Origin of the sequence: Pedobacter sp. AK017, assembly GCF_014200825.1 — a bacterium.
GTDB classification, from domain to species: domain Bacteria; phylum Bacteroidota; class Bacteroidia; order Sphingobacteriales; family Sphingobacteriaceae; genus Pedobacter; species Pedobacter heparinus.
Genome location: NZ_JACHCW010000004.1, coordinates 92917 through 113236, shown reverse-complemented (window position 1 = coordinate 113236; position 20320 = coordinate 92917). Strand labels below are relative to the sequence as shown.

Below are 20320 nucleotides of genomic sequence, written 5' to 3'. Positions count from 1 at the left end.
AAAAATTTAATACGCTTATTTTATCCTTTTTAAAATTAGAAACCGAAAAAAAAAGCCATCGTCTATCTTTGTTTATTTTCGATTTTTTTCGTTTGTTAATTATTTTTTTGTTTTATTTGAAGATAACCAAATAAAAACACCTTTAATCATCATGCTTGCTAATCAACGAAAAGACAAGATACTGGAACTGTTAAAAGAGGATGGATCTGCAAAGGTGGTAAACCTTGCAAAACTCTTTAAAGTAACAGAAGTGACCATCCGGCAGGACCTGGAAAAACTGGAAAAAGAAGGTCTGGTACTTAGGGAACACGGGGGTGCCTTTTTAAAGAACATGGAAAACCAGGTGCGCACATTTTCCTTAAGCCATCAGGACCACCTGGACAAAAAGGAATTGATCGCAAAAAAATGCCTCGAATTTATAGAAGCAGGAGATACCATTATCCTCGACTCGGGCTCTACTACTACCGAAATCGCTAAAAAACTAAAAGGAATTAAAAATTTAACGGTCATAACCAATGCCTTAAATATTGCTTTGCTGCTGGGTGTAGAACCCGGAATTGAAGTAATCATGACAGGTGGAGAATTTAAGCCACCTACCCTATCGTTAACGGGACAAAAGGCCGCCGATTTTTTTAACGGGCTAAACGTGCATAAACTTTTTCTTGCCACAGCCGGCCTGTCACTCAAAGCCGGGTTAACCTACCCGAGCATTAGCGACCTGGTGGTCAAAAAGGCAATGATCAACGCAGCCGAAACCACTTATTTAGTGGCAGATTCTACCAAAATCGGGAAAAGCTCTCTGGCCAGCCTGGGTGCATTGTCGCTCATAGATTACATCATTACTGATGCAGGTATACAGGAAAAATATAAGAACTTATTAAACGAAAACGAAATAGAGCTGATCATAGCAGACTGAGGATGGAAAAGCAAACTACACTAGGCGTAATTATAGGCAACCGGGACTTTTTCCCCGACAGACTTGTGGCTGACGCCAGAACGGAAATTTTAAAGGAACTGGATAAACTGAACATCAAAGCTATAGTTTTAGCAGAGTCCCAATCGAAACTTGGGGGTGTGGAAACTTTTCAGGACGCACAAAAATGTGCTGAACTGTTCAAACAACACCGTGAGGAAATTACTGGGGTTCTAGTGGTATTACCCAATTTTGGTGATGAAAGAGGCGTTGCTGAAACACTAAAACTCTCACAATTAAATGTTCCTGTACTTATTCAGGCCTATCCTGACGACCTGGATAAACTAGATGTGGCACGGAGAAGGGATTCCTGGTGCGGTAAAATCTCTGTTTGTAATAACCTGTATCAATTTGGCATCAAGTATACCCTGACCACCAAACATGTGGTCCATCCGTCAGACCCTTCTTTTATAGCAGACCTGAAAGATTTTATTGCCGTATGCAGGGTGGTAAAAGGTTTAAGGAATGTACGTATTGGTGCAATAGGTGCCAGACCAGGTGGATTTAATACCGTACGTTACAGCGAAAAAATATTACAGCGACACGGCATTTCTGTAGTTACAGCCGACCTTTCAGAAATTCTGGGCAGCGCCAATAAACTAAGTAAAGACGACCAGGTGGTAAAAGACCACCTCGAAAAGATCCACAACTATGCACCATCTGGCGCTACCCCGTCCGAAGCATTGATCCAGATTGCAAAGCTTGACGTGGTGCTGAACGACTTTATGAAAACACATGCACTGGATGCAACTGCCATTCAGTGCTGGACCTCGCTGCAGCAAAACTATGGATGTAATGTATGCACATCGATGAGCATAATGAGTGAAAACATGCTTCCAAGTGCCTGTGAAGTTGATGTTACAGGTACCCTAACCATGTATGCCATGCAGCTGGCATCGGGTTCGCCAAGTGCATTGGTAGACTGGAACAACAATTATGCTGCAGACGACGAAAAATGCGTATTGTTCCATTGCGGAAACTGGGCAAAGTCGTTTTTACCAGATATACAGATCAGCAATGCGCCCATTCTAGGAACTACGGTGGGTGTCGAAAATACTTACGGTGCACTTGACGGCCGCACACCTGCAATGCCCTTAACTTATGGGAGGATCAGCACGGATGATACCCGGGGGGTAATCAAGGCTTATTTTGGTGAAGGAGAACTTACCGACGATGCCCTCAATACTTTTGGCAACAGGGCCGTAGCCAAAATCAATAATCTGCAGGGATTGATGCAGTACGTTTGCAGAAATGGCTTTGAGCACCATGTAGTCATGAACGCTTCCAAAACCGGGGCGGTACTGAAAGAAGCATTTGAAAATTATATGGGATGGGAAATTTATCAGCACTAGCAAAATCGATCGGCTACCGTAAAAAGATACTCAAATACATTTACGGGGCAAAAGCCGGACATACCGGCGGCAGCTTATCCTGTATTGATATTTTAAACGTACTTTACAACGAGATCATGAACGTTGGGCCCGAGAATATCAAATCGCCCGACAGGGACCGCTACATTCAAAGTAAGGGCCATTGTGTTGAAGCGCTGTTTGTGGTACTTGCAGATAAAGGATTCTTTCCGGAATCGGACCTCGAGACCTTGTGCCGCTACAAATCCCATTATATTGGTCATCCTACAAAGAAAGTGAACGGTGTAGAACAAAATACCGGCGCATTGGGCCATGGCTTACCTTTAAGTGTTGGAACAGCCATTGCAGCAAAGCTGGATGATAAAGATTATAAGGTTTTCACCTTGCTTGGTGATGGGGAATTGCCCGAAGGATCTAACTGGGAGGCTGCATTAACTGCCGCACATTATAAACTCGATAACCTCTGCGCCATTATCGACCACAATAAACTCCAGATCACCGGGAAAACAGCTGATGTGTGCAATACCGATCCTATCGATCAAAAATTTGAGAGTTTCGGCTGGTCGGTCAGACATGTAGACGGCCATAACCTGGTCCAATTAAAAGAGGTGCTGAGCAGCCTTCCTTTTGAGGCAGGCAAACCCAGCATGGTCATTGCACATACGATTAAAGGAAAGGGCATCAGCTATATGGAACATCAGATCAAATGGCACCATGGTGTACCTTCTGATCAGGAATATGAATCTGCACTGCAGGAATTAGACAATACTTTGACTTCATCATAATTTAAATAAATTGGAAACAGTTGTAGATCAATTACCAGGAATAGGACAGGCAAACCTGGAGGTTTTCTCTGAAACCTTGCAGCGGCTTGCTGAAAGAGATAAGGACATTATTGTAGTAACCAGCGATTCAAGGGGATCAGGAAAACTGGTGCCTTATGCGCAGCGGTTTCCCAAACAAATTATAGAGATTGGAATTGCAGAACAAAACCTTGTTGGCGTTGCAGCAGGAATAGCATCGGCCGGAAAAAAGGTATTCGCAGTTTCCCCGGCCTGTTTCCTTACCGCCAGATCGTTTGAACAAATCAAAAATGATGTGGCTTATTCTGACAATCCGGTCAATTTAATCGGTATCAGTGCTGGTGTTAGCTATGGTGCTTTAGGATCAACACATCATAGTTTACATGATTATGCAGCCTTAAGGGCTGTAAATAACATGATCATTGTTGCCCCCGCAGATAATTATGAAAGCGAACAGGCCATTGTTCAGGCCGCAGCCCTTAACCAGCCGGTATACATCAGATTTGGAAAGAAGAATATGCCCCATCTTACAGGCGCCGATAAAGGTTTTCAGTTTGGCAAGGGAAGGATCATTAAGCCGGGAGCCGATCTGACCCTTATCGGAACCGGTGAAACAGTATACCCTGCTTTGCAGGCAGCCCGGAAATTACAGGCCGAACATGGCATTGTTGCTGCTGTGATAAGCATGCACACCATTAAACCCCTGGATTACGGCCTGATTGCAGATTTGGCCAAAGGTGGCAAACCCATCATTACAGTAGAAGAACACAGTATCTTTGGCGGACTGGGTGAAGCCTGTGCATCGTTTTTAATGGAAAATAATTATAGAAACCCTTTTAAAATCATAGGCATTCCTGACGAATACACTGTAACGGGCTCGCAAAACGACATTTTTAACCATTATGGAATATCAGAAGATGGAATTTTAGCCGCAGCAATGAAGCTGCTCAGCTGATCCGAACCCATATAAACCTAACCAAATATAATCCTGTAAAAATGAAAAGAATTTATGCATTCTTTTTACTGCTGTCCTTACTGACATTAGCTTCCTGCAGCAATAAAAATGCTGCCGGTGAACCTAAAAAAATTGCAGTAATTGTTTCAACCTTAAATAATCCCTGGTTTGTGGTGCTTGCAGAAACCGCAGCAGCAAAAGCCAGGTCTTTAGGCTATGAAGCAAAAATATTTGATTCCCAGAACAATACCGCACTGGAAGCAGACCACTTCGAAAATGCCATCAGTTCGGGCTTTAATGCCATTTTGTTTAACCCTACAGATGCAGATGGCTCCATTGCAAACGTTTCAAAGGCAAAGGCAGCAGGTGTGCCGGTATTTTGTATGGACAGGGAGGTCAACTCTACCAAAGCTGCCACTTCCCAGATCTTGTCCGACAGTTACTCCGGCTGCATAGCGATTGGCAAATATTTCGTGAAAAAACTCAACAAGAAAGGTAAATATGTCGAAATACTTGGCTTGGTGGGCGACAACAATACCTGGGCACGTTCCAAAGGCTTTCATAGTGTGGCAGACCATTATCCAGGATTGAAAATGGTTGCACAGCAAAGTGCAGATTTTGACCGGAACAAAGCAATGGAAGTACTGGAGTCTATCTTACAGGCAAATCCAGATATTGATGCCGTTTTTTGTGGAAACGATGCCATGGCCATGGGGGCTTATCAGGCCCTTTTTGCTGCCGGAAAGGCCAACCACGTGCAGGTATTTGGTTTTGATGGGGCCGATGATGCCCTGCAGTCTATAAAGGAAGGGAAGATCAAAGCTACCGGAATGCAGTACCCCAAAATCATGGCCGAAACTGCCGCACTTTATGCGCAGGAATATTTTAAAGGCAAGCGTGATTTCCCGCAAAAAGTTCCTGTAGCAGTTGAACTTGTTACTGCTGAAAATATTAAAAATTACATTTCAAATTAAGCCATGAAGAAGTTCTTAAAATATTTTGCTGCTTTGGTCATTGTTCTTTTTGTTGGCTATCATTCGGTCTATTTCAAAAAACTGAATGAAGTACAGGCCAATACCCCATCAGGAAAAATCAACACCACTGCTTATACCAGGACATTCTGGGATAAGAAACTCCTCCCATCCTTAAACAAGGCCATGCCCCTTGAGCAGCTCATCAGCCTGCTCCATACTGATCCTGAAAATACATTCAAAAAATATAGCAATGCTTTAGGAATAGGAGAACTAAAATATTTTATGGTTAAAGCTGAAGGCAGTGTAAAACAGGTCGGCGACAATGACCTCACCGTAACCTTAGCTACAGACAACAAAACGGTAAAGATCGAGACGGAATATGTGTATGGAAATGCAGTACGAGATGCTTCCGGACTGATCAATAGGAATGAATTTGACAACACTTCAGATTTCAATGAAATTTCGGCAGGTATCAATAAGATCATTAGAGAAGAAGTGCTGCCGGATTTTAAAAGAACTGTAAAAACCGGCGACCACATTACATTTACCGGTGCCATAGAAATGAACAAAAAGTTCTTAAACCTGAGTGATATAGAAATTACACCCGTACAATTAAAAATACTTAAATAATGCATAAATGCTGGTTGTAGAAAACATAAGTAAAAATTTCTCGGGGGTAAAAGCACTGGATCAGATCAGCCTTGAAGTGCGTGCCGCTCAGGTTACCGCTATCATTGGCGAAAACGGAGCCGGAAAATCCACTTTAATGAAAATCCTTTCGGGCGTATATCCCGATTATGAAGGCAAAATCATTTTCAAAGGCAAAACCGTTAGCTTTTCCAGCCCTAAACAGGCACAGGAATGTGGCATCTCCATTATCCACCAGGAACTGAACCTTATCCCCTATCTGAGCATTACAGAGAATATATTTTTAGGCAGGGAACTCTGCACAGCATGGGGCGATCTGGATAAAAAGAGGATGCGCCTGAAAACGCAGGAACTCTTGAGCCGTTTAAAGCTCAACATTGATCCTGATACACGGATCATTGATATCAAAGTTGGGCAGCAGCAGGTAGTAGAAATTGCAAAGGCCCTGCTTACTGAATCTGAAGTGATTATTATGGACGAGCCCACTTCAGCCATCAGTGATACGGAAGTAAAAATCCTGTTTGACATCATCAACGACCTCCGTAAAGCAAATAAAGCCATTGTTTACATTTCCCATAAACTCGATGAACTGTTTAAGATTGCAGACAGGTATGTGATCATGAGGGATGGCAGGGTGATTGAATGTGGCGAGATCGGTGAAATAAAGGCCGATGACATTATCCATAAAATGGTGGGCAGGGAAATTAACCTCATTAAAAAAGAAGGTTCGGGAGCCGGCCCGGAAGAATTGTTCAGTGTAAAAGACCTTTGTCTTAAACATCCGGACCAAAAGCATACCTATCTGCTTAAAAATATATCCTTCAGCCTCAATAAAGGCGAGATTTTAGGCGTATTTGGTTTGATGGGCGCAGGAAGGACTGAACTGCTGGAAAGCCTGTTTGGCCTTCATCCCAAACTAATGCGCGCCGAGCTTAAAATTGAGGGCAAGGTCCTTAGCATTGCCACTGCCGGAGATGCCATAAAGGCCGGACTGGCCCTGGTTCCGGAAGACCGGAAAAGAGACGGCCTTTTACTTGGCCTGGATGTTCAGAAAAACATAAGTATCACTACTTTAAAAGAAATGGAAAACCTGGGTATCCTGGAAATTGGAAAGGAAGCAATGTTAAGTGATAAATATACCGCAGAACTGAAAATTAAGACAGATTCCGGAAAGCAGGTTGCAGGTAACCTGAGTGGCGGCAATCAGCAAAAAATTGTCATTGCAAAATGGCTGGCCACCCATCCCAGGATCTTCCTGCTGGACGAACCTACACGTGGCATAGATGTAAATGCAAAGAACGAGATCTATAAACTTATCCTGGGCCTTGCAGCCCAGGGGATGGGCATCATCATGGTCTCTTCAGAACTACCGGAAATATTAGCGGTATCAGACCGGGTAATGGTCCTGTCGGAAGGTACCATTACCGCACAGATCCCCATCAGCGAAGCCAGTGAAGCATGTATTTTAAAAGCAGCAATTCCAAAATCAATTTAAAATGGACTTAAGATTATACAAACCTTACCTCATAAAATTTCAATCGCTGATCGCATTGTTTATCCTTTGCTTATTGATCAGTATGGTATCCGATAAGTTCCTTACCCTCTCCAACGGCTGGAATGTAATGCGACAGATTTCTGTAAATATCTGCATTTCTGTTGGCATGACCCTGGTGGTTTTAACTGCGGGGATAGACCTTTCTGTTGGCTCTGTATTGGCCCTCTGCGGCGCATTAACTGCAGGCTTGCTTAAAAATGGCATTGCCATACCCGAAGCCAATCTTTTTGTTGGCTTTACCATTTTAGGTGCCATGCTGGCCGGCATACTTACAGGAACAGCCCTGGGTACATTTAATGGCTGGGCCATTACTAAGTTTAAAGTTCCGGCTTTCATTGCCACCCTGGCCATGTTAACCATTGCCAGGGGCCTAACCTTACTGTATACCAAAGGTTTTCCTATCTCTGGCCTGGGCGATGATTTTTCCTATTTAGGTACAGGCTGGTTCCTGGGCATCCCTGTTCCGGTATGGATTTCTGCTATTGTAGTGCTGGCCGCTGTAGTGCTGACCACAAAAACCAGATTAGGAAGATATATTTATGCTATAGGTGGCAACGAAAATGCCTCCCGGCTGTCGGGCATCAACATCAGCAAAGTTAAAATAATCGTATACGCCATAGCCGGGGCCCTGGCTGCCGTAGGTGGCCTTATAGTTACTTCCAGACTGGATTCTGCACAACCCAATGCCGGCAACAGTTACGAACTGGACTCAATTGCAGCTGTAGTGATAGGCGGTACTTCCCTGTCAGGGGGCAAGGGCAGCATAATGGGTACAGTACTGGGTGCTGTAATTATAGGTGTGTTAAACAATGGGTTGGTGCTGTTAAATGTTTCGCCTTTCTGGCAGCAGGTAGTAAAGGGTGCCGTTATTTTGCTGGCTGTAATTGTCGACAAGGTCAATTCAAAAGCTGAATAGTGATGGGCACAAAATATATATTGGCCATTGATCAGGGCACCAGCAGTACAAAAACACTGCTGTTTGATGAACAGGGCAAGGTAGTGGCCAAAGGCTCGGCCCCGCTAAAAAGTATTTTTTACGGTGAGGGATTTGTAGAGCAGGACCCGCAGGAAATTTACCAGAATGTGTTGACGTCTATGCAACTGTGTTTACATGATTTCAGCACCAAAGGCGGCAATCCTGATGACATACAAACCTGTGGCATCTCTAACCAAAGGGAAACATTTGTGATCTGGGACGAGCAGGGAACACCCCTGCACAATGCCATTGTATGGCAATGCAAGCGCTCGGTAAACATTTGTAATCAATTAACAGCTGACGGATTGGCTGAAATGATCAAGTCTAAAACCGGCTTAATTATCGATCCCTATTTTTCGGGCACCAAGCTGATCTGGCTGTATCAGCACAACGAAAAAGTAAAAACGGCCATCGATGCCGGGAAGGCTTATTTTGGAACGATAGATACCTGGCTGCTGTATCAGCTAACCGGTGGCACAACCTATTTAACCGATTATACCAACGCCTCCAGAACCTTATTTTTTAATCTTGCTACCCTAAACTGGGATCAGGAACTGCTGCATACTTTTGGCTTGGCCGGGCTTAAGCTCCCCTCCATTCAACCATCATCCTCCTTTTTTGGTACCAGCCACTTTAACAAGCTCCTGCCAAAAGGATTATCCATTACCGCAATGATCGGCGATTCGCATGCCGCAGCCTTTGGCGAAGGCTGTTTCACAGCCGGAACAGCAAAAGCAACCCTGGGAACAGGATGTTCCATCCTGATGAACATTGGCCCTGAACTTAAATCATCAGGCAGTGGCATGATCAGTACCATCTGCTGGAGCACAGAGCAACAGGTAAATTATGCGCTTGAAGGCGTAATCGTATCCTGTGGTTCTACTATAGAATGGCTTAAAAATGAACTTGGCCTTTTCTCAAACAGCGCAGAAACGGAAAGTATGGCCAAAGCAGTGAGCAACAATAACGGCGTTTACCTGGTTCCGGCCTTCAGCGGCCTGGGCGCCCCCTACTGGGATATGAGCCGAAAAGCAGAAATTAAGGGCTTAACTTTTGGTGCCAATAAAAACCATATCGTAAGGGCAGCACTGGAATCTATCCCCTACCAGGTAAAAGACGTGGTTATGGCCATGCAAAACGATACCGGTATCAGATTAGATGAACTGATGGTAAATGGCGGCATAACCAGCAATGGTTTTGTATTGCAGTTCATGGCCGATCTGCTGGACAAAAATGTAAGCAATATGGGGATGCCCGATGTATCTGCATTGGGAGCAGCTTATCTGGCCGGATTAAAATCCGGACTTTTCAAAAACATTACCCAGCTCAAAACATTAAATTCCAATAAGGAAACATTACAGCCATCAACAGATAAGACCAGCATCAACCAGGCTTACCAAGGCTGGGAAAACGCGATAACATGAATTTAAAAGCACTGACCTCTATTTGCCTGTTCTTTGCAGCCAGCACTACATTAACGGCCCAGCAACCCGTACCTGTAAAGCCCCGCATCCTCATCAGTACCGATATTGGCGGCACAGATCCGGATGACAACCAATCTTTAACCCATTTTCTGATGTACAGCAATATATTCAATACAGAAGGCCTGATATCCTCTCCTTCCTATGGAAATGGCAGCAAACAGGAAATCCTCAGAATGATTGATTTATATGAAAAGGATTTGCCGAAGCTGAAAAAGCACATTAAAGATTACCCGTCGCCAGATGCCTTACGCAAAGTAACCAAACAGGGCAGGCATGGCGCAGCGCCCTATATCGGTTATACCACAGCTACCGAAGGCTCCGACTGGATCATTAAATGTGCCAGCAAGAAAAGCACGCAGCCCTTATGGGTGCTGGTTTGGGGCGGACTGGAAGACCTGGCCCAGGCCCTGCATGATGCACCTGAAATAAAAAGTAAAATTAAGGTGTACTGGATTGGTGGCCCCAATAAAAAGTGGAGCGCTTCCAGTTATGCCTATATCGCCCAAAACTTCCCCGACCTTTGGTTTATTGAAACCAATGGCTCTTACTATGGGTTCTTTTCAGATCATGGTGTGCCTGAAAAATTAAAAGGCAAAAATTATTATGACAATTATATTCAGGCCGCCGGGCACCTTGGTGCTGATTTTAAAAATTACTATAAAGGGGAAATTAAAATGGGCGATACCCCTTCCCTGCTCTATATGATGGATGGAAACCCTGCCGATCCGTTTAAAGAAAGCTGGGGCGGAAGCTTCGAAAAACTGAGCCACAGCCCCAGGATTATATTGAACCACAGCACCACACTGTCCCATACAGTAACCGTATATGCATTGCTCGACTTTCAGTTTAAAGGGCCGGTAATTGATATCCCGGCCGATTCAGCTTGCTTCAAAATGACAGTCAAAGCCGGAATCGGCATTCAGAAATGGGATGGCTTTTACCTGGGCAATGGCAACTACGGACTTAAATATGCCGCTAAAGAAACTGAAGTACTCAGTTATCAGATCAGTTCAAAAATACCCGGCTTTCCGGAACAAAGCGGACAGTTGGTAGTGGATAACATCTGGCCCGGCAAAAAACGTCCTACAGATTATCAATTGGGGGCAAACTGGTATACGGACAAGGTAGATCCAGGACTTTTCGACGGGATAAGACAGGGTGCAAAAACAGTTCTGAAATGGAGAAATGAGGCAATGCTGGATTGGGCAAAGCGCTGGGAATGGCTGCGATAACCAGTAGCTGTTCCAATAACCATTGTCGTAGATCCCCCCATTATATGACGCGATCAGCCAGCTGTATTTCAAATTATTAAGCTTAAATTTGGTATACAAATCTAAAATCTACAACAATGAACCAAAACATCATCTGCTGGTTTGAAATCTATGTAAAGGATATTGAACGTGCAAAAAAATTCTACAGCGCTGTTATAGGAACAAAATTCAGGGATAGTGCCGGACCAGGCAATTCACCTGCGGGCATGAAAATGGCTTTCTTCTCCCCTATAGAAAATCAAGGTGTATCCGGGGCCTTAATAGAAATGGCTGGCACCAAAGAAGGCGACGGGCATTGTGTAAATACCATGGTCTATTTCCCTTGTCAGGATTGCAGCGTAGAAGAAGCCCGGATCAAAGCCGCTGGCGGCATGGTGAGCCAGTCCAAATTTTCTATTGGTGAATATGGTTTTTGCTCTATTTGTGTAGATACTGAAGGAAACCCTTTTGGATTGTTTTCTATGGAGTAACGACCAGAGAACTAGACAAACCATTTTCATTGATCCAACTTTGCTAATTTAATCTTTATGTGGTAGGTGAATGTTGGTGCACACGCCTTAGCTTTTTATGGCAGGCTAGGACATACAGATGATTTAGATATATAGGGATAAAACCCCGTATTATTAGCGAGTCATAGTATGTCCAAATCTATATATCTTAAATTAATGCTTGCCCTATAATATCCTGGTCCAAATCTTCAAAATTGTGTTGTAACCATAATACATCTCGTTCAGCTCCCATATAAATTATTTTAATCCCTTCAATCTGTTCCAAAATGTCTTTGACATAGAAATGTCCTTCAATCAATTCTCTTAAAAGATCTTCATACTTTCTATCATTCATGAAAATAAGGCTAGGACTCCAATAATAATTCCATAGAGTCGAGACCAGATTTCGGCTCAGTAAAATAGACGATGCTTTAATTTTAAACAATAAATTATTCGTATCACTATCATCAACTAATATATTCTCATTTAACCATGAGACTATATTAGTTAGATTGTCATCAGTATAATTTAATTCTATGCCATGGAAATATATGCAGGAAGAATCATCTATTAACATCTCAAGCAAAATATTCCATCTTTTTTTACTTATATCTATATCATCATTTAAATCTTTTATTGAGAAGTAATTATTGCCGTGCCTCAGAATCTCTAATCCACTGATTTTATCATTATTCATATATTATTTCTTTTTATACTTCCAAAATTGAAAAGGAACATTCCATGGGTATTGCGCTAAATTAGGTAAAGCAAACTCATTAATATCATTTGTAAAAAACCAATTAGCTGGTAAGCGTGGTCTACAATAAAAGAACGAAATCTTAAAACGTAATAAATAACCCTCTGCAACACAGAAACCGAGTTACGAAGGTTTCTCCTTTTTGCCCCTACAAAAGCAAGCAGCTTTGGGTACCCAAAAACAGAGTTTTCAGTATAAAAACAACAATAGGCCGTATAAGCACATATGCAGCCTATTGACTAACCAGCAAAGTCCTTATCTATATAAGAAAATTATTGAGGAACGGGAGGAAACTTTTTCAAAGGACTGAAATCTCCTTTAAAAATTTCCAATTCAAAAAAATGCCCATCAGTATCCAGATTAACTGAAATAAAAACTGGCACTTGATCTGCATCAAATAAATCTACCTTCGCCAATTCTCTTGAAAAAAGTCTATTGTCCTCTCCATCTACAACCACCCGTAAACTTCCCATCCCTCCATCTTCCATTTCTTCAACGATCAATTCATTTAACGTATCTATTATAGACGAGCCTTCATCCTTATCTTTTATCATCCAGGTTATTAAAGCGACTTCTTCAGGTTTTAATTTTCTTGTTAACATATTTTTATCATCTTGGCGGCTTAATTGAACCGATATTTATTGTTCCATTAGGTAATTTAACGCCGCTATAGTCAATTTTTACGCCATTCACATTAACAGTCCCTGTAATTCTTACATTAACTTTATACGATGCAGCCGGCTTCAAATTCGTTATTATAGCTTCTTTTATTTTTTCAACATTAAGTCCAGCAGCCTCTAGATGCCTAGTCGCATGAGAAACTTGATTAGATATTTCAGGATTACCAAATTGAACAACAGACTCTTTATTTACAAATTTTGGAATAGGAGTCTTTACTTTTGCTGGAAATGTTTGTGTAAAACCCTCTGAGAATAACTTAAATTCCATTAAGTTAAGCATAACCTTATTCAACTTAATTAAACTATTCATCCAAGAATCATAAGCTTCTTGACGCTCTTTGTCAGTGCTTTTCGGCTCTTGCGGATCCTTATTATCTTGTTTATCTTTCTTCCTTTTTTCTGGGTCTTTAGGGCCACCAAGTTCTCTTTGTAGTTCAGATAATACTGCCTTTGCCTCATCACCATACCAAGTTTCCATCCCATTCGGATCGATATTGTTAACAGGGTTGTTATCTGTATAATTATACTGATTCACTGAATAAAACTTCTCCGCCATCGGATCCACTACGCCCCACCTCCCAGTCACCGGATCATAAAAACGTGCTCCATAATCATACTGTCCAAGCTCTTCCTGCAACTCTTTACCGTTATAGGTGTAATTAATTTTTGGAGAAGTAACCTTACGGTTGATTTCCATACCAAAAGGATAATAGTCCGTCTGCTGCAAAACAGTGCCAGCGTCATTGTACACTACCCTGGTATTGCCCAGGTGGTCTTTTAAGAAATACTCATAGAGGTATGTGCCCCCATTGTTTCTGGCGATACCATTTTCCGTATGTAAAAAATCAACCGTTGTTCCAGTACCAACTTGCATATACTCTATTCCATCGACGTAATACCTTGTTTCAGCAGGACTCTGTTTCGTCAGTTTCCTGCCCTGCGCATCATAAAGATAATCAACTTTTATGTTATCACTATAATCTTTTATCTGCTTTGGTAAATTTAATTCATTATACGCTATTTTTATCTGTCCGTCAGCTACCACGCTTCCTTTACTGTTATATTGGAAACTCCTGCTATAACTACCTCCATTGGTAAAGCTCTGCAATTGATTGCCGGAATTGCCATAGCCGTAAACAAATGCACCAGATGCTCCAGCTATTGAAGTTATACCTGTTCTGACAAGGCTATTGATGTTTCCCATTTTGTCGTATGTCAAAGTTTCACCATAACTCTCATCGCTGATGCCACTTAATAACCGGCTAGCACGGTCATAGCCATAGGCATATCGATGGGGCGTAAAATCAATGCCCGATGTCCAGATCAGTTCACTGACATTTCCGCTGAACTGCGCATTGGAACGGTCAAAAGGTAAATCATAGTACAAAGAGAAGTTAAACAAGGAAGATGAAGTCTTTGAAAGCCAACCTCTTGGATTATAACTATGAACAATTGATTTGCCACCCGCTTTCTTAACTTCCAGCTGTCCAAGGGCATTATAGCTATATTTTGTTACTACGGGATTCTGTTGATTGATCTGCTCACTCGATTGAATTACTCTGCCTACATCATCATAAGTGCTCTGCTTGTCTATAGTTAAAGCTAGTGCATTGTCTTTATAGTGTTTTCTGTTTGTCGTCAATAACTCTCCGACAAAATTATAGCTATTGCTGATCTCATCAACACCATTCAAATGGTGCTCTGCAATTATATTGTTTACCCGCCCTTTACTGTCATAGATCGTCTCGGAAAGAAGAAAATCATTTGTACCCAAGATTCTGCTAAGAGAGACAGTCTCCAGACCAATAGCAGCGGTGCTTTCCGTCGCTGTACCACTTGGTACACGGAACCTGTTGATCTGTAGTTTCCCCGAAATTGCCGGAACATTAAGAAAATCATAACGGTCATAATAGCTAACCGTAAAAACCTGCACATCAGGATCGGATTGATCGGGATAACTTACTGCTGTATACCCAAAATACTCGCTGTTGCTTCTGCTCTCATATAACAGCAAACTTCCTGTTGGCTTCATGTTCAAAGCCACTATATTTTGCAGCGCACTTCTCGATTGTGAAGAGCGCATTTCCCCTGTCATAACCGGCCGGCCTAAGCGGTCATATTTAATAAACGACCAAATGGCTCCTCCAGTTCTATCACGATGCGAAGCATCCTGGGATAAGATTAGCCGGTCTGCAGCATTATATATCATGTAGCTCCAGCCTTCTCCTGGGATTTTCTTTTCGATCAACCTCTTTCTTCCATCATAATGGTAGGCATAGATATAATTTAAAAACTCAGTGTCTATCTCTGTAAAGGAAGTTAAATTCTCCAGTGCTGGCGGTACAACATAGGCCAGGTTGCCAAAGCGGTCGTAGATATAATCTGTGCTCATGTAGATCGGGCTGGCCTTGCTGCCACCGTCCTGCACTTTTTTACTGATCAATTTACCTTCTTTATCTTTATACTCGATAGAGGCGTTGCCGTTTTCATCGTGCACGATGCTCTTGTACAGTTCACCGACCGGATAATATTGCCCTCCGGTAGACGCGCCAGTATTAGCGGCTCCACTGAGCGTAACGTTCCATAACCTAACCTCATTGGCACTGTTAACAGCATAGGCATTTCCTACCGTGTGCCCACTGCCTACTTCCCATACTTTGCCCGGGGCTGCCTTTTCAGTTACCCTGTCCAGTGGCGAGGGCTCGAACACTTGCTGGGTATAAGGGTTTGGCATTTTGGGTATAGAGGTTTGATCCTGCTGATAAAACTGGTACTGCGCACTGTTCGTATATACCGTAGCAAGGGCATCAGTACGCATGCTTCCCGATGGAGAGGGGCCACCTGTAGGAGCTTCATAGGAAAGGTATTTTTTATTTTCCCGGCCAAAGGCGTCATAACCTAGCGGTGTAACTATATCTTTCCCAGTGGGCGAAGCTCCGATAGCGATCTGCTGTATGGGGCGTCCCAAGCCATCAAAATACATGACCTCTGCCCGGATGGAATTTCTGGAAAGACCGGATAGCTGCAGATCGGTGGTAACATTATCAGCCATTACCGTTCTGGTCAGGATATAGTTCTCCGAACCCGTTACACTGATCGGCGAGAGGCTGGCAACAGGATCTGGACTGCCCTGCACCTCTGTAGATACGGTGAGATTGACATTCCCTGAGGCCGTACCGTTACCTTCGGCGACGATGTAATAGGTGCCAGCGGCGAGATTACTTGCCAGTAGTGAGGACCGTGTCCCTGTGCAGGATGGACCATTGTCGTTATTGCTCTGGAGCACTGTCCCGCTTGCATCTAAAACATAAAGGTAAGTATCAAAGTCTGAACCGCAGAGGGACGCTGCCACAGTGGATGTATTGCCAACAATAAGCTTATAGTAGATGTCATCGCTGGGCTGCCCCATTCCATTGCCATAGCCTTCGGAAGTTGCGTTGCTCCGGTTGTCATGGTAACTGTATGATCCGCCAAGGCTATAATTGCCAATCAGGATGGCATCTGATAGTGCGATGCCTTCGGATGGCTTTTTAGAGGTTTGCAGGCTGATATGATAATTTCCTCCCATACTAAGACTTTCACCATCAACCACTAGATAATACACGCCTGGATCAAGATCAACGTCAATGTTCCCGTCGTAGGTTGTTGTCGAAAATATATCTCCTCCTGCCGAATTCAGCACATGAAGGGAATAATCTCCATAAAAATAAACTTCCTTTCTAAGTGCTTTTATGTTTGTTCTCTGGGGAAGTTCAAAGCGGTAATAAATATCGTCATACGATCCAACATAGTGGTCATTGCCATAACCAAATATAGGTTCAAAGTTTCTTAGATCAGTAAAGGCTATAGAACCGTCCGGGTTAGTAGGGATAATGATCGGATTCGCCAAGTTGGTTCCAGCATTTGGCGCTACAATCCCACTATCATCATTGACGTAAAAATTCGTCTCTATAACGGCCGACTCACTGGGATCTGACACACCCGCTTCAAAAACCAGAAAATAGGTTCCGGTCGATAAATTTAAACTCTTGTACGAGGAAGAAGGGCTGAAATCATCAACTGATATTTGGTTAAACTGTTCATCTAAAATGTACACCCTGCTTAAGGCTGAGGTATATACCGAAACATCAACAACAGAGTTTCCGGTAACCCTGAAGCGGTGAACAATATCCGGAGAAGAATTACCGTAAATATTACTGTAATCACCTGTAGAATAAGCCATCAGGAAATTTTGAGCTAAATAAGAAGTTACCGAACCCAGCTCTATGGGATTTGAAAACGAGGTTCCAGTCTGTCCAAAAGAAAGGATCGGAACACAAAAAAACAGGTAGATAAAACTGCGAATAGCTTTTCCAAGAGATCCAGATGGTACGAGGTTAAGACTTCTTTTTGCCATACTTACTTTTCTTATTTTAAACATCATTGGTTCCGATAGTTATAGTCCATTTTCTTCTCTATGGCTCCGTTATCCCCTTTGATCACGTTCAATCTGCCGAAGGAGTCGTATTCATAATACGTCGACTTGCCGCGGGAATCAGTCTGGCTTTTTATACCTACTACCGGATCATAGCTGAAGGAACTGATTTCTACATCTTTTAACGTGCCTGTATTAATTGCTGTCCTAATTGGCGCCAGAAAACTGTCTATTTCTGACTTCGTAGGATTAACCCGGGAACTAAATTCCTGGATGGTACTAAGCCCCAATGTATTCTCTATTATCTGATAATCTGTCCCCTTTATTTCGGCAATAGGAAACCTCGAAGCGTAACTCCATATATAGTTGATCACAACATCATTGGCTTTGGAAAGGCTCAGCGCATTGCCCTTTGCATCGTATTTGTGGAAAACGATACCATCCTCCTGAAGTTTCGTATCGGTATTATAGCGCAGGATCTTGTCAGGAACAAAGATTTCCCCTGGCAGTTCGTAATACTGGTTTGTGATCTGGCTCACAATATCACTATTCACCTTGACCGTTTCTTCCAAAACCTTATTCACATCATTGGTCTGAAGCATCCGACTGGCATTGGATTCATACGGGGTATCTGCCGGATATATACTGCTCTTTTCTATAACCCGACTCTTGCTGTCAACTGTTGTTTCTTTAATAACCTGGTCTAGGTTATTGTATTGATAAGTTGTTGACACTTTGAGCGAATCATTCCCAGAATAGGTAACCTCACTTTTATTTGTTAATAGGTCCCTTCCAGTACTTATAGAATAAATTCCATGACTATAAAATGACGACAAAAAACTATAATTTTCAGGGTAGTTACCATAATCATATTTAAATTTAGCGAAAGGATGTACTTTTAATCCATAGAAGTCTAAATAAGGATTTGCCATGTAAGTGTAAGCTTCCTTTTTAAGAAGGATATTGGCCGAACTGAAATATTCTTTTTTTAATAGTTTTGGCTTATGCCATTCAGTATAATTAGATATATATTTTGGATCTGAGCTATAATATCCCAGATTCGACTCATTGGATATAAGTGTAACGGGATAGGCATCAACAGCGATCGGGGGAATTGCACTGAAAAAATAAACAGTTTTTCCGCCCTGAAAGTTATTCGTTTCACTAATATATTGATAGTAGGTAATTTGATTGGGCTCACCTACCGGATTTGATGAATAAACTGTCTTTTTTCTAGGAAGATTATGCGCTCCTCCATCAGCAAAAACGCCAGGAGAAATTTCTACTTGAAATGTTGGATCTGAACCAAAAGAGATTTGTTCATGCCTAAAATCATTTTGGTCCAAATAATAATCAGCATAACCGTTTCCCGAATCATTAAGCCCATAACTATAATATCTACTCAGTTCAAAACCATTAGCATTGTATTGTCCCAAACTCGCAATTTTTTTTATGGCCTTTATCCGGATGCCCCCCGAATATTCGTAAGAAATTTTATTAGGTTCATACTCAAAAAGCGTTTTCCCTCCAGTGGGATAAGAAATAGTTTTTAAGCTAAAAATACTTGGATTATTATTTGATTTACGATTTGAAAAATGTCCACCATATCCAGAATTTTGATACAATGTCCCGTAATAAGAAGCCCAAGGTGAATTGGGGGCATTTCCATTATCACTACCAAATTCTTGGTGCAACAATTTACCTCTGTCGCTTTCAAATTTGTTATAGCCCCATTGATCTGGGACCAAAATAGTTGATGATGGCAGATCCTTGTTATAATAATCAAAACTATATTTTTCATAGTTCAACAGGCCCTTGTCGAAAATCTTAATAGAATCCAGAAAGGTATATCCCGATGGATATATAGAAATCTCGGAATAAAAAAATTCAATTCTTTTGATTAGAATGCCAGTCAATGAATCTGTAACATTGATCTGCGTTATTTTTGGGTTATTCCCATTTTTGACAAAATTAATCCTCTCGTTTTGTGTACTTATAGCGGAAATAGAAAAAATGGAATAATTTCTACTGTCAGATTCATCACTATATTGATATTCCCAAGCATCTCCACCTGACATAGTGGGCTCAATGACAGTTAATGTTGCTTGAAGTGCATACTTGGTCGAAATATCTTTTTTGGTGTATGCGAACTTAATCTTTTCTCCATATTTGGTATCAATATCTGTCAGTGCCCACGCCGTAACATCTCTTCCGTTTAAGGTACCATTATGTGTTTCTAATACTTTAGCTCCCAAGTTATTCGATTGTTCACCGAAACTATAGATATTTTGGCTTGCATCTTTCATACTAAAGCCGATAATTCCTGACGTTACATTGTTAGCTGCGGTTCCTTCGATATAGTTGAACTTATTCGTTGTGGGCGAAAATTCACTCACAGTCTTAGTTGTTCTATTACTGACTATGAACTTTCCTCCCTGACCAGGCACGATATAATGAAATTGATCGTACTCGCCATCCAAGAGACCTCCGGAACGAGGGGGCATATGTGGATCTGAATTTACTGATCCTGGATATTCTGAAAAAAATCTACCTAAATAATTATCCAGAGCTAAATGCGTTAAGGAGTTGAGGTTTGTTTGATAGGACGACAATGAACCCATTTCAATATCCTCCCTATCGACATGTCCATATATCGTTCTTGAAATCCGGTAATTATTACTCAAACTCCATCCCACGCCAACATCACCATCATCCTGCCCGCTCTTTATACCCGAAGCATGGTAGTTCAGCGTGATCGGAATTTCTACCCCCTTTGTTTTAATCGTATACAATGGGATAGATATCTCCGGAACACCTGTACTTAAATCTACGGGAAAATCAATGTACTTATTTAATTCCTGCGTCTGCGGTGATGGCGGTATCACATTTGGCAAATTTTGTGCAACCAAACAAAAAGGGAGACAGCAAAAAAAGAAAGCCATGCAGATACCAAATAGGTTTATTTTCATATT

General features: G+C 42.0%; 15 protein-coding genes. 11 read left to right on the top strand and 4 right to left on the bottom strand.

The features are described 5' to 3' along the window. The first annotated feature begins 151 nt into the window (after positions 1-151). The 11 genes from HDC92_RS07090 (at position 152) to HDC92_RS07040 (ending at position 11479) form a co-directional block, all read left to right on the top strand. Positions 152-916 (top strand): DeoR/GlpR family DNA-binding transcription regulator, encoded by a 765-nt coding sequence (locus HDC92_RS07090; RefSeq protein ID WP_015808607.1) that lies wholly within the window; start codon positions 152-154, stop codon positions 914-916. Between the two features lie 2 nt (positions 917-918). Further along, a complete protein-coding gene (locus tag HDC92_RS07085) occupies positions 919-2325 on the top strand; it encodes an L-fucose/L-arabinose isomerase family protein (RefSeq protein ID WP_183873330.1) in 1407 nt (468 codons plus the stop codon). Further along, entirely contained in the window at positions 2304-3128 is an 825-nt protein-coding gene (locus HDC92_RS07080) for a transketolase (RefSeq protein ID WP_183873328.1), read from the top strand. Before HDC92_RS07085 ends, HDC92_RS07080 begins: the two co-directional genes overlap by 22 nt. Positions 3129-3138: 10 nt before the next feature. Further along, positions 3139-4101: a transketolase family protein gene (locus tag HDC92_RS07075; protein WP_015808610.1), complete on the top strand. Its 963-nt coding sequence runs from the start codon at positions 3139-3141 to the stop codon at positions 4099-4101. A gap of 41 nt (positions 4102-4142) precedes the next feature. Then, complete coding sequence (locus HDC92_RS07070) at positions 4143-5075, top strand: D-ribose ABC transporter substrate-binding protein (RefSeq protein WP_183873326.1); 933 nt, start codon at positions 4143-4145, stop codon at positions 5073-5075. A gap of 3 nt (positions 5076-5078) precedes the next feature. Beyond that, positions 5079-5705, top strand: coding sequence for a DUF2291 domain-containing protein (locus HDC92_RS07065; RefSeq protein ID WP_183873323.1), 627 nt, complete (start codon positions 5079-5081; stop codon positions 5703-5705). Between the two features lie 7 nt (positions 5706-5712). After that, positions 5713-7218 (top strand): sugar ABC transporter ATP-binding protein, encoded by a 1506-nt coding sequence (locus tag HDC92_RS07060; RefSeq protein ID WP_183873321.1) that lies wholly within the window; start codon positions 5713-5715, stop codon positions 7216-7218. A 1-nt stretch (position 7219) separates the two neighbouring features. Next, positions 7220-8194, top strand: a complete 975-nt coding sequence (locus HDC92_RS07055; RefSeq protein ID WP_015808614.1) for an ABC transporter permease — start codon at positions 7220-7222, stop codon at positions 8192-8194. A 2-nt stretch (positions 8195-8196) separates the two neighbouring features. Beyond that, positions 8197-9678 carry an FGGY family carbohydrate kinase gene (locus HDC92_RS07050; protein ID WP_183873319.1) on the top strand — a complete coding sequence of 494 codons (1482 nt, stop codon included), beginning with the start codon at positions 8197-8199 and terminating at the stop codon, positions 9676-9678. Beyond that, positions 9675-10970 (top strand): nucleoside hydrolase-like domain-containing protein, encoded by a 1296-nt coding sequence (locus tag HDC92_RS07045; RefSeq protein WP_183873316.1) that lies wholly within the window; start codon positions 9675-9677, stop codon positions 10968-10970. Before HDC92_RS07050 ends, HDC92_RS07045 begins: the two co-directional genes overlap by 4 nt. Before the next feature lie 116 nt (positions 10971-11086). Continuing rightward, positions 11087-11479: a VOC family protein gene (locus HDC92_RS07040; RefSeq protein WP_015808617.1), complete on the top strand. Its 393-nt coding sequence runs from the start codon at positions 11087-11089 to the stop codon at positions 11477-11479. A gap of 187 nt (positions 11480-11666) precedes the next feature. On the opposite strand, the gene HDC92_RS07035 is transcribed toward HDC92_RS07040, so the two are convergent. From HDC92_RS07035 to HDC92_RS07020, 4 genes are all read right to left on the bottom strand, one after another. Continuing rightward, the gene (locus HDC92_RS07035; protein WP_183873314.1) at positions 11667-12194 is read right to left on the bottom strand and encodes a hypothetical protein; all 528 of its coding nucleotides are present in this window, start codon (positions 12192-12194) and stop codon (positions 11667-11669) included. 332 nt (positions 12195-12526) lie between these two features. Then, positions 12527-12856: a DUF6984 family protein gene (locus tag HDC92_RS07030; RefSeq protein WP_183873312.1), complete on the bottom strand. Its 330-nt coding sequence runs from the start codon at positions 12854-12856 to the stop codon at positions 12527-12529. Between the two features lie 7 nt (positions 12857-12863). Continuing rightward, complete coding sequence (locus tag HDC92_RS07025; RefSeq protein WP_183873310.1) at positions 12864-17357, bottom strand: DUF6443 domain-containing protein; 4494 nt, start codon at positions 17355-17357, stop codon at positions 12864-12866. After that, positions 17354-20317, bottom strand: coding sequence for a hypothetical protein (locus HDC92_RS07020; RefSeq protein WP_183873308.1), 2964 nt, complete (start codon positions 20315-20317; stop codon positions 17354-17356). The genes HDC92_RS07025 and HDC92_RS07020 overlap by 4 nt, the downstream gene beginning before the upstream one ends. Between the last annotated feature and the right edge of the window lie 3 nt (positions 20318-20320).

Coding starts and splice junctions, on each gene's coding strand:
- HDC92_RS07090 (WP_015808607.1), top strand. CDS start 152: ATGCTTGCTAATCAACGAAAAGACAAGATACTGGAACTGTTAAAAGAG.
- HDC92_RS07085 (WP_183873330.1), top strand. CDS start 919: ATGGAAAAGCAAACTACACTAGGCGTAATTATAGGCAACCGGGACTTT.
- HDC92_RS07080 (WP_183873328.1), top strand. CDS start 2,304: ATGGGAAATTTATCAGCACTAGCAAAATCGATCGGCTACCGTAAAAAG.
- HDC92_RS07070 (WP_183873326.1), top strand. CDS start 4,143: ATGAAAAGAATTTATGCATTCTTTTTACTGCTGTCCTTACTGACATTA.
- HDC92_RS07065 (WP_183873323.1), top strand. CDS start 5,079: ATGAAGAAGTTCTTAAAATATTTTGCTGCTTTGGTCATTGTTCTTTTT.
- HDC92_RS07060 (WP_183873321.1), top strand. CDS start 5,713: ATGCTGGTTGTAGAAAACATAAGTAAAAATTTCTCGGGGGTAAAAGCA.
- HDC92_RS07055 (WP_015808614.1), top strand. CDS start 7,220: ATGGACTTAAGATTATACAAACCTTACCTCATAAAATTTCAATCGCTG.
- HDC92_RS07050 (WP_183873319.1), top strand. CDS start 8,197: ATGGGCACAAAATATATATTGGCCATTGATCAGGGCACCAGCAGTACA.
- HDC92_RS07045 (WP_183873316.1), top strand. CDS start 9,675: ATGAATTTAAAAGCACTGACCTCTATTTGCCTGTTCTTTGCAGCCAGC.
- HDC92_RS07040 (WP_015808617.1), top strand. CDS start 11,087: ATGAACCAAAACATCATCTGCTGGTTTGAAATCTATGTAAAGGATATT.
- HDC92_RS07035 (WP_183873314.1), bottom strand. CDS start 12,194: ATGAATAATGATAAAATCAGTGGATTAGAGATTCTGAGGCACGGCAAT.
- HDC92_RS07030 (WP_183873312.1), bottom strand. CDS start 12,856: ATGTTAACAAGAAAATTAAAACCTGAAGAAGTCGCTTTAATAACCTGG.
- HDC92_RS07025 (WP_183873310.1), bottom strand. CDS start 17,357: ATGATGTTTAAAATAAGAAAAGTAAGTATGGCAAAAAGAAGTCTTAAC.
- HDC92_RS07020 (WP_183873308.1), bottom strand. CDS start 20,317: ATGAAAATAAACCTATTTGGTATCTGCATGGCTTTCTTTTTTTGCTGT.